8 protein-coding genes and 1 tRNA gene are annotated in these 18,755 nt (G+C 39.5%); all 9 read left to right on the forward strand.

The genetic code is table 11. The features are described 5' to 3' along the window. The 9 genes from HXT27_RS04185 to pulA all read left to right on the forward strand — a co-directional run bounded on the left by HXT27_RS04185 (position 1) and on the right by pulA (position 18,586). Positions 1-126, forward strand: coding sequence for a hypothetical protein (locus HXT27_RS04185; protein WP_255408280.1), 126 nt, complete (start codon positions 1-3; stop codon positions 124-126). Then, a complete protein-coding gene (gene uvrB / locus HXT27_RS04190; RefSeq protein ID WP_103042938.1) occupies positions 126-2,234 on the forward strand; it encodes an excinuclease ABC subunit UvrB in 2,109 nt (702 codons plus the stop codon). The genes HXT27_RS04185 and uvrB overlap by 1 nt, the downstream gene beginning before the upstream one ends. A gap of 211 nt (positions 2,235-2,445) precedes the next feature. Continuing rightward, a complete protein-coding gene (gene pyk / locus HXT27_RS04195) occupies positions 2,446-3,885 on the forward strand; it encodes a pyruvate kinase (protein ID WP_103042939.1) in 1,440 nt (479 codons plus the stop codon). Positions 3,886-4,128: 243 nt separating this feature from the next. Further along, positions 4,129-4,202, forward strand: a tRNA-Leu gene (locus HXT27_RS04200). Positions 4,203-4,603: 401 nt separating this feature from the next. Next, positions 4,604-7,243 carry a hypothetical protein gene (locus tag HXT27_RS04205; protein WP_103042940.1) on the forward strand — a complete coding sequence of 880 codons (2,640 nt, stop codon included), beginning with the start codon at positions 4,604-4,606 and terminating at the stop codon, positions 7,241-7,243. Between the two features lie 253 nt (positions 7,244-7,496). Next, on the forward strand, positions 7,497-9,383 hold the full coding sequence (locus HXT27_RS04210; protein WP_103042941.1) for a SpaH/EbpB family LPXTG-anchored major pilin: 1,887 nt from the start codon (positions 7,497-7,499) through the stop codon (positions 9,381-9,383). 155 nt (positions 9,384-9,538) lie between these two features. Then, positions 9,539-10,474 carry a class C sortase gene (locus HXT27_RS04215; protein ID WP_103042942.1) on the forward strand — a complete coding sequence of 312 codons (936 nt, stop codon included), beginning with the start codon at positions 9,539-9,541 and terminating at the stop codon, positions 10,472-10,474. A 388-nt stretch (positions 10,475-10,862) separates the two neighbouring features. Continuing rightward, complete coding sequence (locus HXT27_RS04220; protein WP_103042943.1) at positions 10,863-12,521, forward strand: alpha-amylase; 1,659 nt, start codon at positions 10,863-10,865, stop codon at positions 12,519-12,521. Positions 12,522-13,096: 575 nt separating this feature from the next. Next, positions 13,097-18,586 carry a type I pullulanase gene (gene pulA / locus HXT27_RS04225; protein ID WP_103043266.1) on the forward strand — a complete coding sequence of 1,830 codons (5,490 nt, stop codon included), beginning with the start codon at positions 13,097-13,099 and terminating at the stop codon, positions 18,584-18,586. Positions 18,587-18,755 lie beyond the last annotated feature (169 nt).

Here is an 18,755-nt window from a genome sequence, read left to right on the forward strand (position 1 = left end):
GTGAGTAGTGTTTTAACTAGTGATGTGAGTAATAGTGTTAGTAATAGTGCGAGTAATAGTGTGAGTAATAGTGTGAGTAATTTAAGTAGTAATTTAAGTAGTAAAGCGCTTGGAAGTGAAGAATAATGTCAAATAAAATTCAGCGCACAAATAAGCCATTTGTAGTAGAAGCGCCTTTTAAGCCTTCAGGAGATCAGCCTAAAGCAATTGAAGAGTTGTCGAATCGTATTGAAAATGGAGAAAGTGATGTTGTTCTTATGGGCGCTACTGGTACAGGTAAAACTGCCACAACAGCTTGGCTTATTGAGCGTTTGCAACGTCCGACTCTTATTATTGAGCCAAATAAAACTTTAGCTGCTCAGCTTTGTGCTGAGTTTCGAGAGCTTATGCCGAATAACGCTGTGAGCTATTTTGTGTCTTACTACGACTATTATCAGCCGGAAGCGTATATTCCACAAACAGATACGTATATTGAAAAAGATTCTAATATTAACGATGATGTTGAGCGTCTTCGTCACGCTGCAACAGCAAACCTTTTAACTAGAAGAGATTGTGTTGTTGTTGCTACAGTTTCATGTATTTATGGACTTGGTACTCCAGAAGAGTATGCAGATCGAATGCTTGTTTTAAGTGTTGGTGAGCAGATTGACAGAGATGATTTATTACGTCAATTTGTAAGCATGCAATACAAGCGTAATGACATTGCTTTTACTCGTGGCACTTTTAGAGTTAGAGGAGATACAGTTGAGATTATTCCTGTTTATGAGGAATTAGCTGTGCGAATTGAGTTCTTTGGAGATGAAATTGACAATATTACAATGCTGCATCCGCTTACTGGGGATGTAATTCGCAAGGAGAGTAGCGTTCATATTTTCCCTGCATCGCATTATATTGCAGGTCCTGAGCGGATGGAGCACGCGCTAGAAGCAATTGAGGTTGAAAAAGAAGAAAGAGTAGCTCAACTTAAAAAGCAAGGTAAGCTTTTAGAAGCTCAGCGTCTAGAAATGCGAACTACTTACGATTTAGAAATGTTAAGACAAGTTGGAGTTTGCCCTGGAATAGAGAATTATTCTAGACATTTTGACGGTCGTGAAAAAGGCACTCCTCCTCATACTCTTCTTGACTTTTTCCCAGATGATTTTCTGCTTGTTTTAGATGAATCTCATGTAACTGTTCCGCAAATTGGAGCAATGTATGAGGGTGATGCTTCTCGTAAAAGAACTCTTGTAGAGCATGGTTTTAGGTTGCCTTCTGCAATGGATAATCGCCCGTTGAAGTGGAAAGAATTTTTGGAGCATGTTGGTCAAACTGTGTATCTTTCTGCAACTCCTGGCGACTACGAGTTGGGTCTTTCAGATGGTGTAGTTGAGCAAATTATTCGTCCTACTGGTTTACTCGATCCTAAAATTGAGGTTCGTAAAGCACAAGGACAGGTTGATGATTTGTTAAATGAGATTAAAGCAAGAATTTCTAAAAATGAGAGAGTTCTTGTTACTACTCTTACTAAGAAGATGGCAGAAGATTTAACTGATTATTTTCTTGAGCTTGGTATTAAAGTTGAATACTTACATTCGGATGTTGATACTTTGCGCAGAGTGGAGCTTTTGCGATTTCTTCGTGAAGGAAAGATTGATGTTATTGTTGGCATAAATCTTCTTCGTGAAGGATTGGATTTGCCAGAAGTTTCTCTTGTTGCGATTTTAGATGCAGATAAAGAGGGATTCTTAAGATCTTATCGTTCTCTTATTCAAACAATTGGTCGAGCTGCAAGAAATGTTTCTGGAACAGTTCTTATGTATGCGAATACTGTTACAGATGCAATGAGTAAAGCGATTAGTGAAACTGAGCGCAGACGTAACAAGCAGATTGAATACAATAAAGCGCATGGTATTGATCCTACGCCTTTAAGAAAGAAAATTAGCGATGTAAACGATATGTTAGCTAAAGAAGATGTTGATACTCAAACTTTGCTTTCTGGAGGCTATAGGAATGCTGGTAAGGTTGGTAATTCGCATTACGGAATACCAAAAGAGCCTAATCTTTCTCGTGTTAGTAAAGAAAAGCGTATTGCTAATGTTTCTGAACTTCCTAAAGATGAGATTATGTCTTTAATTAAGAATTTGAGTGAGCAAATGCATGTAGCTGCGGAGCAGTTGCAATTTGAGCTTGCAGCGCGTTTGAGAGATGAAATACGCGATTTGAAGAAGGAATTGCGCAATATGGAGAGTATGTGATTGTGAGAGTATGTGATTGTGAGAATATGTGATTTGGAGAATGTTTGCTTTTGGGAATGTTTGATTGTGAGAATTTGATTGTGAGAATATTTCTGTGAACGTTCACAAAACGCCGTATTATTATACTTTTAAGGTCATAATAAGTTGATACACTAGATACCGGAATTTGAGTATTTTACTCATAACAATCAAGAAGAAATAGGTAGGCATTATGCGTAAAGCCAAAATCGTTGATACTATTGGTCCAGCTACCGAATCGTTAGAGGGCATTACTAAGCTCGTTGAATCTGGTATGGATGTTGCTCGTCTTAATCGTTCTCACGGTACTCCTGAGGATCATTTGCGTGTGTACAACAATGTGCGTGCTGCTTCTAAATCCACTGGCCGTAATGTGGCTGCTCTTGTTGATTTACAAGGTCCAAAGATTCGTTGCGGTTGGTTCAAAAAGAATGAGAACGGCGAAGATAAGGTTTATTTGAAGGAAGGTCAAGAGTTCGTAATCACCACTGATGATATTGAAGGTGATGAGCATCGTACTTCCACAACTTTCAAAGGTTTACCTGGAGATTGCCATGCAGGAGATCCGATTTTAATTGACGATGGTAAGGTTCGCCTTGAAGTCACTAAAGTTGAAGGCAATGACGTACATACGAAGGTTGTTGTTGCAGGACCAGTTTCTAGCCACAAGGGTATTAACCTTCCAGGTGTTGCTGTTTCTCTTCCAGCTTTAACTGAAAAAGATGAGGCTGATCTTCGTTGGGCTATTCGTACTGGCGCAGATATTATTGCAATGTCTTTCGTTCGTTTTGCAAGCGATATTGATCGCGCTCATGAGATTATGGATGAAGAAGGTCGCCGTATCCCAATCGTTGCTAAGATTGAGAAGCCACAAGCTGTAGAAAACTTGGAAGAGATTGTTAAGACTTTCGATGGCATTATGGTTGCTCGTGGAGATATGGCTGTTGAAATGCCTCTTGAAGAAGTTCCTCTCGTTACTAAGCGTTGCATTGAGCTTTCTCGCCGTTATGCAAAGCCAGTAATTGTTGCTACTGAGGTTCTTGGAACTATGGTTAATTCTCCAGTTCCAACTCGTGCAGAAGCTTCCGATTGCGCTAACGCTGTTCTCGATGGTGCTGACGCGACTATGACTTCTAACGAAACTGCTGTTGGCAAGTATCCAGCTGTTACAGTCCAAACTATGGCTCGTATATCTCAATTCGCTACTGAGCACGGTTACGATCGTATTCCAGCTGTTGAGCTTGATATGTCTAGTACTGGTGCAGTTTCTTCTGCAGCTGTTGATTTAGCAGATAAGCTTAATGCTAAAGCTATTGTTGCTTACACCCAAACTGGTCGCACGGTTCATCGTATTTCGCGTGAACGTCCTGTTGCTCCAATTTACGGATTGACAAACAACGAACATACGTATCACTGGTTAGCTTTGAGCTGGGGTACTGAATCCTTCTTGATTGACGAAGATTATCACGAGATGAATCGTCATGATTTGATGATTTTCACTGATAAAGTTCTTCGTGAAGCTGGTAAGGTTTCCGATGGAGATAAGATTGTTGTTTTGAGCACTGCACAGGGTGAGCGTCAAGCAGGTCGCACTGATTCTATTTACGTTCATACTGTTGGAGCTTGCGACTAATATTACGCTGTTTTGACTTGCAACTTACATCTTATAGGTTGTAGGTTGTAAATTTTAATTTGTAACTTGTAATGCGCGCTTCCTATTTTTAGGTTGCGCGCATTGCTTGTATCTAATCACAAATATTCGGGTTATAGATAAAATATTCAATACTGCGACACGCGCAAAATTTGTAAACCTTTGAATATGAAAAAAAGTGTGGTATAGTCAACAAGTCGCACGAAGTTGCGAATAATTAAAAATGCCCCTGTATCCCAATTGGTAGAGGAAACAGCCTCAAAATCTGTACAGTGTGAGTTCGAGTCTCACCGGGGGCACTGTATTTGTTAAGATATTTTTATTTTTATTGATTTTCCTTTATTTGTTGCTGATTTTTCTTATTACTACTATATATTGTGCTTCAAGTCGTTCTGTTTTGTGTCATATAGTGTTATTAAGTTTGTGAGTGTTGTTCTCGCTAAAGTATCAAGAGTTTAAAATATTAAGCTTTTAAGTTTTTTTAAAATTATTTCGCGATGATTTTCTCATAATCTGGTGATTTAAAAAAATATTACTAATTTTCTATTTTTGCTTGAAATTAACCATGGGGGGGGTATAGTTCTACTCGTAAATGCGAATATCTGGTTACCGTGCAGCAAGATTTAGTGCAGTTTTTAAAAGTTGCATTGAATTTTGAGTATTTAAGAACAGCGTTTATAACAACATAAGGAGAGTAGTTATGACTGCTCTGAAGTATGGTTTCTTAAAGTGTGCGTGTGTGATTCGCGATTTCGTCGCCCGCCACTATAACTCTGGCGTTGCAAGAGAGTTTAAAAGGTCTTCTTGCGCCGCTTTGCGCTCAAATGCGCCTAAAAACACATCTGTAAAATCATCCAGAAGCGAATTGCAAAGCGTATCTCAAAAAGCATTTCAAGTTATTGCCAAAAACGAGTTCGTAAAATCATTCAAAAATGCGCCTAAAAGCGCTTCTAGTTCGCATGTTATAAGAGCGTTACTTTCATTATTTGTTGCGTGTGTGACTTTGCTTGCTGCTTTTGTGATTGCTCCAACTTCTGCTTTAAGTGCGAATCAGAGTAGTAGTAAAGAAACTGGCAGTGAGAGAGCTGTTGATGCAAATGCTGGCTCTGCTAAGGATGGATCTTCTAAGGTTAGCTCTTCTGATACTAGTTCTTTTAAGACTGATAGTGATAAGAAGACGTTTGAGCAGAAAAATGAGTCTAATAATATTGACCATACTAAAAGCAGCACTGATTCTTCTAAAGATTTATTAAATAATAAGGAATCGAAGTCCGTTGAAAAGCAGAATCTTGTAGGTTCATCTGTTAATAAAACTAATTCAACTGATTCTGTTTCTCATAAAAATTCTGTAGGCTCTGATTCTACGGATTCTACTAGCAATATGGATAGAAGTGCTGGTGAAACACCTGAGCTTCCTGCAACGTGCAAAGGTAAAAGGTATGATACTTTCGCAACGTGCTACACCATTAAATATAAAGATGTAACAGTTAAATCAGGTGAGTCTGTTATTGCTCAAGCAGAAATAAAAGTTCATGGTCATAAGAAGAAAGACCCTCCTGTATCATTACCTAAAGGTACGCGGATTGAATTATCTCAGAGTGTAGGTGATGGCAAGAATAACGCATACGATTTTGCTTTCTTCAATGGCAGTGATGGTGATTACAGTGCTAAATCTATTGAGAATGTAAATAATAATAATAATCTTTCTATATTATTCAAGCCGAACAAATTTTATGCAGGTGATTATAGCCTTAAAGTAATCGCTTATTATCCTGATAACTCTAAATCTGAAAAATCATTTAGCATGAAAGTTACTAAGACTATTGGTGAGAATGATTTAAAGCTTAGCTTATACGATTTTGGAAAAGAGCAGGATGGTACTGCGGTAAGTGGCAATAAAATTACTATAAAACCAAAGTCTAAAGGTGTTGCCGGAAGTACTACTGGCGGTACTGATAAGAAAGATACTTACGATTCTATTAATAAGCTTTTTATTGATTCGCAGTCGAAAGATAAGCCTGGTGTTATTCATCACCATATGATTTGCTATAAGAGTGGCAGTACTGATTATACGTTAGACAGTGTTAATGGTTTGAGTCTAGGTACGCAGACTCAGTTCAAGCATATGGAAGGTACTCGACCTGATGGTGCAAAGGATTCTGCTGTGTATGAGAGTGATCCTTATACTGAGGAATCTCAAAGCTGGATTAGTGGCAAGCCGAGCGGTGACGGAACTTTTGAGTGCACAGTGTTTGCTTTTAAGGATGCTAAATTACTCCACGACCCGAATGGTGGAGGGGGTAAATTCCAGCCAGATTCTACATTAGTAAAAGAGTTTGATAATAGAACAAAAACTTCTACAGGCTTAGAGTCTATGCTTAAGGGAAACATTGTTGAAGATAAGTGGTTAAATAAAGAGGATATTAAGCTAGGCATTGACTTTAGTTATCAGAAGATAACAATCCAATTTGGCGGTAAGGATCTTTCGCTGAAAGTGTATCCGTTTAAAAATGCCGATGGAAGTTTGCCTGATGCTTTGGCTGATGGAAGTGACAGTTTTTCTCTTATACAAGGCGCTGAGATTAAGCCGTTTATTGATGCAGTTTCGCAATCAAATAACTCGAAGATCACTTTGCGCATGCTGTGCTCGAAAGGCGAGAAGAAGAATAATTCTACTGGTACTGGTACCGGTACCGGAAGCGCTGGCTCAACTGACGGTAATAGCAGTGCTGGCTCAAGTGGCGCTAATACTGGCGGTGGCTCGACAGACTCGCCTTCTGGATCACAATCTTCTCAATCTGAACAGCAACGGGATTTACTTGAATACAAGACTTGGAAAACTAGCATTACTGGTCTTGGTGTTACTTTGCCTAGTGATCAAAAGCCTTGCGTTACTGACTCTAAAGGCAATACACAATGCACGTCAGTTGATAGCAAGACTGTTGCTGCGCGAACTAATATAGAAGCGAGCATAAAGCCTGAAGAAGTTGGCGACTATAAGTGCGTTGTTTACGCGTTAAAACAGAATGTGCTTGACTCTGATGCTTGGAAAACTTACGAAACTAGCTTTAAGAATAATAGCGCCATAACAAATGGTGACTCTTTGTTAGAAGGCAGCAATAAAGCTAAGTTTGCTGATTTTAAGCAGGGCACTGATTGGCAGAAGTACATGCTTAAAATTCAAGTTGTTAAGTTTAGTCTTCCTAATGCTGGAGCGCGCGGTTGGAACATGTTTTTGAGCGTGCTTTGCGCTCTAGTTACAACTTTGATTGCTATTTATGTTGTTTCCGATTCAATTAAGCGTTACCATTCAATGCTAAATGGAAGGCGGCGATGCTGATGTGAAAGCTGCCTACATAATCAAGTTTTGCTCGTGTATCCGTGTACTACGCGTAGCGAAAATAAAAACATAACTAGATTAACTAATCCAATATATCCAGGGTAGTCAAAACAAACAGAAAACAAACATAGAAAGTGCCGAGTAAGTACGTAAACAAGTGCAAAATCGGTACTCGAACGAACACATAGTAACAAACACAAAAACAAAACAACTTAACTCAACTTCTATTAGAAGCGTGAGAAAAGGAGATAATATGAACAGATTATCAAGAAAATTCGCAGCGACACTAGTTTCGCTTGCGATGGCTGGCACGCTGTGCATTGCTGGCGCTGTAACCGTGTCCGGAGTTGCGTGGGCTGCTCGTCCGCCTGTTCATCAAGGCGGTGCTAAACCTAAGGATCCGTGGGTTGAGGGTGCTCCTAAAACTGGTACTATAACCATTCTTAAGTGTGAGAAGAAGAAAGCTGATGATAAAGATACTTCTCAGACAGAATGCCCAACTGGTTTTAAGCCACTTAAAGGCGCTAAGTTCACGTTGACTAAAGTCACTTCTGTTAAGGAAGGAAACGAAAACGTTACTTTAGATCTTAGCAAATTTGAGTCTTGGCAGAAGATTGCGAAACTTGTTTCTAAGCTAAATGATCACACTATTAAAGAAAATGGCGATGAAATTACGCTTGGAACTACAAAATCTGGTGACGGTCAGAATGTATTTGAAAGTGCAGAAACTGGCGAGGACGGTCAAGTAAAGTTCGAAAATAAGGATCTTGGCTTGTACAAGGTTGAGGAAACTAAAGTTCCTGACGGCTACATGGTTTCTGATACGAAATCCTTCTATATGACTCTTCCTTTGCCAGAGTACACTACAACAGGCGAGGGTGATAATGCTAAGACGAGTGTGAAGTATAACTATAACCCTACTGTTTACCCGAAGAATATGAGTACTTCAGACTCTATTGAGAAGGTTTACGATAAGGCTAAGTTCGCAAGCGTTAAGGATAAAGTGCCTTTCACAATTACTGCGAAAGTGAACAAATTTAAGTCTGAAAAGGCTTTGACTGCTGAAGATCTTCAAGGTTATAAAGTCTTCGATGATGCTCCAACTTCTGCTTTCAAGACTATCGATAAAGCTGTTGTAAAGAGCGTGAAGATTAACGGCGAAGAGGTTAAGAATAACGACACTACTACCTATTACAATGTAGAAGATCCTATTGCGAACAGTACTCAAGATGACTACAAGAATGATGATGCTAATGAAAATCAGAGAGGTCTTGTTGCTGGTCACACTCGTATTTTAGTTAAGTTCGAGAAGGCAGGTCTTGAAAAGATTGCTGACGCTATAAACGCTTGCAAGAATAACGGTGACACTGTTAATGTTGAAGTAAATCTTGAGTTTGAGCTTAGCGATACTTATAAGAACACTAAAGTGACTAATGGTTCTGTTGCTGATAATGATAAATCGCAGGATGAGATTGTAAACAAGTCTGGTTTCTTCCCAGCTCATGAAAAGAGTGAGAAGGCACCTTCTCCAATCATTCCTAACGGTGAAAAATCTAACGCGACTATTGACTTTGGCTTCCTTCAAGTTCACAAGTACTACATGAATGGCAGCACTAAGACTGATCTTGCAGGTGCTAAGTTCAGGATTTTCGCTGATAAAGATAAGGCGAAGGCTTGCGCTCAAGGACTTGCGGATCTTACCAAGAAAGCAAGTGAAATCCCAGAGTGTGAAGCTGCATCAACTCTTGCTGATGCTCCTAAAGATCCACAAGCTGGTGCTACTGATGACCTAAAGACTACTGCTGCAACAGACGCTAAAGGTAACTTCACAACTCCATACAAGGTTCGCGCGAAAGACACTGTTTATCTTGTTGAAGTTGAAGCTCCTCAAGGTTACGCGCTTTCTCCTGAAGTACACGAAGTGACTGTTCAGAAAGATTCTGCTACGCCAGAAGAGTTTGAAGACCTCAAACTTAGCTCTAAGGGCAGCAAAGACGGTAAGACCTACTTCTGGTTCAACCTTCCTGCAACTGGTGCTGCTGGTGTGTTGATTTTCGCGTTAGCTGGCATTGGTTTGATTGCTGCTAGTGTGATTCTTTACATTAAAAACCGTAAGGAAGAAGAACAGAAGACAGCTTGATTTGTTTTCTAAAACTGGCTTTGTAGTCAAATAACAAAGTGTGAGTCTAGGGTTTTTAGATAAATCCTAGACTCACTTGCTCTATCAAGAGAAAATCCCAAACTCGCGCAACGCACAATAAATTACTTACATAAACATTAAGAAAACGAGGAAGCATGAAATTAAACAATGCTGTTAAAAAATTATGTGCTCCCTTCAACAAAATTGTTTCGCGCAAGCGCAAAAAATCACATTTGCGTAGAATTCTAGAGCCAATTATTCTCGCTCTCGCTGCAATACTATGTTTCACTTACCCAGTTGCATCAACATTGTGGAACAACAAAGTGTCGAAGGAGATTTCCGTCGCTTATGATCGTTTAAGTCGAAAGAAGACTGAGAGAGCTAGAAAGAAAATTTTACAAGCAGCTCGTAGTTATAACAAGCGACACAAGTCTATTATCACTGTTGATCCTTATAACGGAACTACAGATTATATGCAAACTCCTGAATATAAAGATTATATAAAGCAATTGGCTGAGCCGATGGGAATTATGGGCATTGTTAAAATCCCTAAAATTGGCGTGAAATTGCCGATTTACCACGGAAGTTCGCAAGATGTTTTAGCTAAAGGTGCAGGTCACTTGTATGGCACGGATTTGCCTGTTGGCGGTAAGAATCGTCACACGGTTGTGACAGCGCATACGGGTTTGCCGGATGCAACAATGTTTGATGCTTTAGTTGATATTAAAAAAGGCGACTTCTTCTACTTTGACGTGCAAGGAGAAACATTACAGTACAAAGTGTTCCGTATTAGCATCGTTGACCCACATGATATTAGATTGCTTCAACGCGAACATGGGCGTGACTTAGCAACACTTCTTACTTGTACTCCGTATGGAGTTAATACTCAGCGGCTTTTAGTAACTGGGTATCGTATATTGCCGAATCCTGTAGAGTTGCCAAAAGACTCTTTGCAATGGCCGTTTTGGATGACGATGTTTTTAATAGCTGTAATTAGTTGTGCAATTATTCTCACTACTATGATTATTGCTATGGTTCAAAAACATAAACGCGATCGCTTGCAACGCGCTAAGCATTTAATTCTCAACTAGTTTTCAGCAAGGTTTTATTACTGTACTGGTGAGTTGTGGAAAATACTTACCTCACAGGAGCTTCAACTTTTTACGCATTATCAAATGTTATTGCTTGTAGTAGTAAAAGCTAGATTTTAGCTTACTTTAGTTTTATAAAGAGTTTGGATTAGGTGTAACTTCTTCAAGCACCGTTTCGCTTTTTATTGTTCGTTAAGCATTTTCCACACCTCACTAACACAGTCAGCAACAATCAATAGGAAAATTCTGTAAACCTACGAGATTATTGCTAATTAGATGTAGCAGATGAAACACATGAAAACGGATTATTAAGTTTTGCGTTAATAAAGAATATAATAAATAACGTTTAGCGTGAACGCTTGTGTTGCAATGTTTGAAAGGAACAAAGATGATCCATAATGCAAAGTTTTGCGTAAAGATGTGCAATGTGCGCAAAAACAAGACGAATATAAAATCGTATGCGATAATTGCTTTTATATTATCGTTAGCATTATTAGCATTATCAATCATCCCTTTTAATTCAGCGTTTGCTTCATCTGCAGATAATAAAAGTCTTGCCTTTTCTAAGGGTGTTATTGTTACTGCTTTTCAGCAGAATTGGAATAGTGTTGCTAAGGAATGTGAACAAACTTATGGTCCTGAAGGTGTGAAGTATGTTCAGGTTTCTCCTCCTCAAGATCATATTAAAGGTGAAGCTTGGTGGACTTCTTATCAGCCTGTGAGCTATAGCTTAAATTCTAAGCTTGGCACTGAAGCTGAGTTTAAGAATATGATTACTACTTGCAAAGCTAAGGGCGTTGGAATTATTGCTGATGCTGTTATTAACCATATGACTGGTTTTGATAATAAAGATACTGTTGGTGTTGGTGGAAGTAAGTATGATGCGTCTACTCAAACTTTTACAGACGCTGGATACACTAAGGACGATTTCCATCAAATAGCTGAAAGCATTAGCAACTATAATGATCCTGAACAAGTGTGGAATTATAGGCTTGTTGGATTGCTCGACTTGGACACTTCTAAGGCGCACGTGCGTGAAGTTTTAGGTAAGTATTTTGCTAAGCTTTTGAATCTTGGTGTTGCTGGTTTCCGTGTGGACGCTGTTAAACATATGTCTCCGGAGGATGTAAAAGGAATCAAACAAGCTGCTGCTTTAGCAGCTCATACTACTCCAGATAAAATTTGGTGGATGCAAGAAACTATTGGCGATATTAATGGCTCTAAAAAAGTTCAGCCGGATCAATATCTTGCAACTGGTGAAGTTGACGAATTTGAGTATTCACATCGTTTGCGTAATTATTTTTATGGTTCTATTGAAAATTTGAAACATATTACAGACAATCTTATTCCTAGCGATAAAGCTGCTATTTTCGTTACGAATTGGGATACTGAGCGTGATAGCTCAACTCGCGTTCTTACTTATAAGGATGATGAAAAATATGAGTTAGCTAATGCTTTTATGCTCGCTTATCCTTATGGAACTCCTAATATTTATTCTGGATATAAGTTTGCGAAACGTGACGAGGGTGCTCCTGGTGCTACTGTTACATCCGTTCCGAATGTGACTTGTGGCAAGGATTCCAATTGGCAGTGTACTCAGCGTTGGACTTCAATTCGCGGAATGATTGGATTCTATAATGCTGTTAAAGGCACGAAGGTGACTAAATGGCAAGATGACGATGATAATAATATTGCTTTTAGTCGTGAGAATAAAGGATTTTTAGCTATAAACAATACTGATAATCCTCATAAAGTTTCTTACAAGACTGATTTGCCTGACGGCGAGTATTGCAACGTTTATGTTTCAAACAAGTGCGCTCATACTGTTAATGTTAGCGATGGGAAAATTGATACTACGATTCCAGCTAATTCTGCTGTTGCTATTCATGTTAAAGCTGTGAAAAGCTTTGGTAATTCTTCTAGAAGAACTATGATTATTTGGGTTTTTGCTGTTATTGCTTTAGTGTTTGCTTTCTTGATTAACAGGCATATTGCATCTCGTAACATAAAACTTAAGAATTCTTCTGCGTCTTCTACATCTAATTAGAAATAATCTTGTAGGTTTGTTTTACAGGATTTTCCTATTTGTTGTGGCTGAGCTGTCCTATTTATTGTTGCTGAGCTGTCCTATTTATTGTTGCTGAGCTGTCGGAGTTTCTCTCATCGCAAGATTTTTACATTGCTCTAAGAGAAACTCCGACAGCTCTTTGCATGTTTAGTCTTTTAATCTTCGGCTAATCACCGAGATTTTTCGATTTTTCTTCTTCATTCGATGAATCACCATCAAAGATGCTGAGGTTCATCTCATTCAGGGCGAAAAATCTTAAATCTCTGCCTAACTAATAGCAAAGCATACCTTGTCAACAAACTATAGATTATCGAACAATAATAGTTGTTAGATTTTTTGTTATATGGACTGATATACTCTATAGTTTGATGGGTACGTTTTCTATTAATGCGTTTTTATTGTAACGTGGCGGTTCTTTAAAAACGTTGTTAGTAGGCATTGTGCATGTAAATGTTTACGTGTTCATCAATGTCAATGTAAACGATGGAGAATATGCGTTGGCACCAATGAAGGAAAGGATAATGATGAATCGTCATCGGGATTTCGCATCGAAGATGGTTTCAATAGCAGCTTCAGTTGCAATGCTTGTAACATGTTTTGCTGTTACTGGTAATGCGAATGCTGAAAATACTGCCGGGGAGGGGGTTGCTTCCGGTAGCAAAGAAACTTCTAATAATGTAACACTTACTGGCAAGGGTGTTATTGTTACTGCTTTTCAGCAGAATTGGAATAGTATTGCTAGTGAGTGCACTAATACTTACGGTCCTGAAGGTGTGAAGTATGTGCAAATTTCGCCTTCTCAGGATCATATTAAAGGTAAAGCTTGGTGGACTTCTTATCAGCCTGTGAGCTATAGCTTAAATTCTAAGCTTGGCACTGAAGCTGAGTTTAAGCATATGATTACTACTTGCAAAGCAGCGAATGTTGGAATTATTGCTGATGCTGTTATTAACCATATGACTGGTTTTGATAATAAAGATACTGTTGGTGTTGGTGGAAGTAAGTATGATGCGCCTAATCAGTCTTTCCCGGATGCTGGATACACTAAGGACGATTTCCATCAGAGCACTGAAGAGATTAAAGATTATACGAATGCTGAAGAAGTTTGGACTCACAGGCTTTCAGGCTTGCTTGATTTGGATACTTCTAAGGCGCACGTGCGCAAAGTTTTAGGTAAGTATTTTGCAGATTTGTTGAAACTCGGTGTTGCTGGTTTCCGTGTGGATGCTGTTAAGCATATTTCTCCAGAAGATATGAGGGGCATTAAAGCTGAAGCTATAAAGCAATACAACGAAAGTGTTGACGACAGCAAAAAGATTAATGACATCTGGTGGATGCAGGAAACTATTGGCAATCCTTCTGAAGCTGAACAAATTAAGCCTGCTGCACATTTAGGCGAAGGCGAAGTCAACGAATTTGGCTACTCTTACCAGCTTAAGCAAAACTTTAAAGGCTCGCTGATGAAGGCAAGCAAGCCGTTGAACAAAATTCAAGACGGAATGGTTGAAAGCGATAAAGCTGCTATTTTCGTTACGAATTGGGATACAGAGCGCGGTAACAGCGTGCTTACATATAAGGACGGTCGCCGTTACGCTTTAGCAAACGCGTTCATGCTCGCGTGGCCATACGGCACTCCAAACGTGTATTCCGGATACAAGTTCGATAAGAATGATGAAGGTGCGCCTGGTGCAACTGATATTTCTGTTCCAGATGTAACTTGTGGTAAGGATTCCAATTGGCAGTGCACTCAGCGTTGGACTTCGATTCGTGGAATGGTTGGATTCTACAACGCTGTTCAAGGTGCGAAAGTTACGAATTGGCAGGATGATGGCGATAACAACATTGCTTTTAGCCGCGAAAAGAAGGGCTTCTTAGCGATCAACAATTCGCTTGACGAAAAAGAAGTTTCTTATAAGACTGATTTGCCTGATGGTGAGTATTGCAATGTGTACGCTGCAGGTGACTGCTCTAAGACTGTTAAAGTTGCAAATGGTGAAGTTAAAACCAAGATTGGCGCTCGCGAAGCAGTAGCTTTACATGTTAATGCAACAAAATCTAATCATCCAAAAGGCTCTGCTGCAGACGCATCTGATCCTCAATATGGTGTAGAAAAGCCTGATGCAGGCATGCCAGAAGATCCTACAACAACTATTTACTTTAAGCCAGATGAAAAGTTTAAAGATAAGAAAGTATATGTTCATTACGGCATAGGCTCAAGCTGGACTACAGCTCCTGGCGAAGAGATGCAAAAGGCTTGCGATGGTTGGTATAAGAAGACAATTACAACCAATGGCAAAGCTTATGAAGCAGTGTTTAATAATGGTGAAAACTACTGGTATCACGAAGGAGATAATAATAACTTTAAGATTCCAGCTCACACTGATTCGTATGTAGCTCAAGATCACAAGGGTAGTGTTGGAGTAAATCCTTGCCCAGTAGCATATAAGCCAAAAACTACTGTTCGAATCCACTACAAGCCAAAAGCTGGTGATAGTCGTGATATTGTCATTTGGTTGTGGGGCAAAGACAAGGATGGTAAAGATTTACCTGGAGCTTGGCATGAGTTCAATGGCAGTGATAAATTCGGCAAAGTTTTTGAAACTACAGTTGATGGAGCTTTTGAAAACAAGTCGCTTTCCTTTATTACTACTACAAAAGATTGGAATAAAGACGGTGGCGATCGTGCTATTGAAAACTGTGCAAGTGGTCTTGCTGAAGCTTGGGTAACAGGCGGAACTTGGACAAATCCTAATGAAAAAGATACTAGCGATAGCACTAAGTTCACTGCTCCAGACAATCTTAAGAATAAGCCAAAAGAGTTAAAGGTAACAGTTCATTATCGCAGGAATGCTGGCGATTATGAAGGTTGGAACATGTGGACTTGGAACGACGGAACCAGTGGTACTGCTCGTTACTTCACTTCGCATGATGATTATGGCAAAGTTGCAACCTTTACTGCTAAGAATGCTGGCGGTATTGACAGTGTTGGCTTCAAAGTTAGAAAATCTACGCCAATTAACGCTTGGGATAAACAAGATCCTAGTGACCGACTTATTCCAAACAATGCAATTAAGCTAGATCCAAGTGATCCAAACAAGGGTAGTGCTGAAGTCTGGTTAATGCAAGATGACATGACAGTATACTTAAACGCTACTATGCCACAACTTACAGCTCACGTGATGTCTGCTGATATTGCTGGCTTAAAGAAGTTATCTGTAAAAGTATCTGGTGACGTGTCTTCTGTAAAAGACTCTGACGTAACACTTTTGGATGCTAGTGAAAATCCTGCCACGACTGTTGAGATTGCTTCTGTTAAAGCTAATGGTTCAGAGATTACTATCGAAACCAAGAATGACCTTAATATTAAGCATAAGTATGAGTTGAGTATTAAGGGATTAGCTAAAGATATTAAGCTTTCTGCTTCCTCAAAAACTGGTGCTAGCGTAATTCGTACCGATGAATTCGATAAGAAATATGCTTATACTGGCAATGATTTAGGTGCTGTGTATTCTGCTTCTTCAACTACTTTCAAGCTTTGGGCTCCAACAGCAACTGAAGTAAAGTTGATTACTTATAAGTCGACTCAAGAAAATGCTGAAAAAGACAAAGAAACACCTATGACAGCAGAAGATCATGGCGTATGGTCTGCAAAGCTTGATGGCGACAAAGCTAATACAGCTTACGCATATGAAGTTCATTTTGCTGATGGCACAGTGAATGTTTCTGCTGATCCTTATGCGAAAGCTGCAGTAGTAAACGGTGAGCGTTCTGTTGTATTAGCAGATAAAGACGCAGGTAACGCTGGAAATCGTATGCCAAGCTTTACGAATCCAAGTGACGCAACAATTGCAGAAATGGATGTTCGTGACTTCTCAATCAATCCAAACTCTGGTATTAGCGATGCTCATCGTGGTAAGTATCTTGGCGTAATAGAAGAAGGTACTAAGACTAAAGATAAGCAGAATGTTTCTGGCTTTGATTATTTGAAGTCGCTTGGTGTCACTCACGTGCAAATCATGCCAATGTATGATTTTGGTTCTGTGAATGAAACTGGTGACTTGAGCTATGGAAAGCCAGGCGCTCAAAATTGGGGTTATGATCCAGAGAACTACAATGTTCCTGAAGGATCTTATTCTACTGATCCTGCTAATCCAACAGCGCGAGTTAAGGAAGCTAAGCAAATGATTGCTGGTCTTCATAAAGCTGGCTTGCGTGTGATTATGGACGTGGTTTACAACCATGTTTATGATGTGCAAAAGCATTCGTTTAACAAGACAGTTCCTGGATACTACTTCCGCTATAAGGATGGCGCTCTGAATGGTAATTCTGGATGCGGTAACGATACTGCGTCTGAGCGTCAAATGATGCGCAAGTATATTTTGGATTCTGTAAAGTATTGGGCTACGAATTACAACCTTGACGGCTTCCGATTTGATTTGATGGGCTTAATTGACTTGAAGACTATGCAAGAAGTGCGTGCTGAGCTTAATAAGATTGATCCTTCAATTATTGTGCTCGGCGAAGGCTGGGATATGAATAAACTGCTTCCTAAGAGCGAGTCTACTATTCAACCTAATGCTTATAAGATTCCAGGAGTAGCGTTCTTTAACGATTCATTCCGTGATTCTATGAAGGGTTCTGTGTTTAAGGATGAGAGTACTGGTTTTGTAAATGGCAATACAGATAAAGGTGTTAAGGCTTTGCTTGAGCATAATTTGCTTGGTTGCCAATTTGGCACGAGTACTGTTAAGTGCTGGAATGGTAATGCTGAAACGCACTTTGCTGATGCAGGTCAAATTGTTCAGTATGTTGAAGCTCACGATAACTTGTCGTTGTACGATAAGCTAAAGGTTTCTGCGCCTCAAGACACTGAAGACGTACGATTGAAGCGAGTAAAGCTTGCAAATTCAATGATTTTGCTTTCGCGCGGCATGCCATTTATTCAGCTTGGTCAAGAATTCTTGCGAACTAAGAACAGTAACGCTAATAGTTACAATGCTGGCGATAAAGACAATGCTCTTGATTGGAATCGTGCTGCTGACAAGTCTGATTCCGTGAACTATTTCAAGGGATTGTTGAAGCTACGCAAGAGCATTAAATCTCTTCGTGATTTTGATTATGCAACAATTAACAAGAACATGAAGATGATTGATGGCACTCCTGATGGTGTAATTGCTTACACGCTTAACGATGCAGATAAGCAATATGTTGTAGTTTTCAATGCTAATAATGCTGAAACTCAAGTAAAGATTCCAGCAGGAAAGTATTCTGCTCTTGTTGCTGATGGCAAAGTCAATGAAACTGCTCAAGAGGCTAGTGTTTCTGCTGACGGAACATACAAGGTTGCTGCTCTTTCGACTGCTGTGTTGCTTAATGCTGAAAAGAAGAGTGAGCCTGTAACTCCATCTCCTCAGCCTGGTCCTGTAACGCCTGAGCCTGGTCCGGCTCCTCAGCCACCTGCTCCGGTTGTTCCTGCGCCAGCACCTCAACCACCAGCGCCAGTAGTGCCTCCAGCTCCTGCGCCTTCTGCTCCTGCAGCTCCAGCTCCTAAGTCTGTTAAGAAGCTTTCTCCTGAGTTGAAGAATACTCTTACTGTTGGTAACAATAATGTTGCTACTGCAGGTGTTGCAAACAAAGTTATATTGAATGTTTCAGATAACGAGTTTATTGAAAAACTTAAGAGTGATGGAGTGATTTACGCTTACGCGTATATTTACTCTAATCCTCGTTTGCTTAAGAGTACTGATGGTTCTAAGTATGTGACTGTTCGAATGGTTGATGGCAAGCCTGAGTTTAACGCTTTGTTCCCATCTGATTATTCGGGTAAGCATACTGTTGTGTTGGTTGATGAAACTGGTAAACAGATCGCTTGGGCTAATATCACTGTTAAGAACACTGTTAAGAAACAAGTTAAGAATAATAGTGAGTCTAAGAGAGCCAAACGCAACCTCACTAACACTGGCGTGAATGTTTTGAGCGTTCTTGTTGTTAGCTTGTTAGCGTTTGCTGTTGCGTGTGCTCTGCGTAAGCTTCGCGCAAACTAAACATAAGCAATACAACTGATATAACTGAATAATTGATATTTCGTAATATCAGTTTGCGATTACTAGGGGTGGAAGATTTGCTCTTATAGCAGTCTTCCACTCTTGTTTTTATTTAATAGTAGATATTCTAAAAGTCGTATGCTTTTAAATTTGATTTTAAGTGTTTTAT

Source organism: Gardnerella bivia (assembly GCF_049262715.1).
Taxonomy (GTDB): domain Bacteria; phylum Actinomycetota; class Actinomycetes; order Actinomycetales; family Bifidobacteriaceae; genus Bifidobacterium; species Bifidobacterium vaginale_A.

Coding starts and splice junctions, on each gene's coding strand:
- HXT27_RS04210 (WP_103042941.1), top strand. CDS start 7,497: ATGAACAGATTATCAAGAAAATTCGCAGCGACACTAGTTTCGCTTGCG.
- pyk (WP_103042939.1), top strand. CDS start 2,446: ATGCGTAAAGCCAAAATCGTTGATACTATTGGTCCAGCTACCGAATCG.
- uvrB (WP_103042938.1), top strand. CDS start 126: ATGTCAAATAAAATTCAGCGCACAAATAAGCCATTTGTAGTAGAAGCG.
- HXT27_RS04215 (WP_103042942.1), top strand. CDS start 9,539: ATGAAATTAAACAATGCTGTTAAAAAATTATGTGCTCCCTTCAACAAA.
- pulA (WP_103043266.1), top strand. CDS start 13,097: ATGGTTTCAATAGCAGCTTCAGTTGCAATGCTTGTAACATGTTTTGCT.
- HXT27_RS04220 (WP_103042943.1), top strand. CDS start 10,863: ATGATCCATAATGCAAAGTTTTGCGTAAAGATGTGCAATGTGCGCAAA.
- HXT27_RS04205 (WP_103042940.1), top strand. CDS start 4,604: ATGACTGCTCTGAAGTATGGTTTCTTAAAGTGTGCGTGTGTGATTCGC.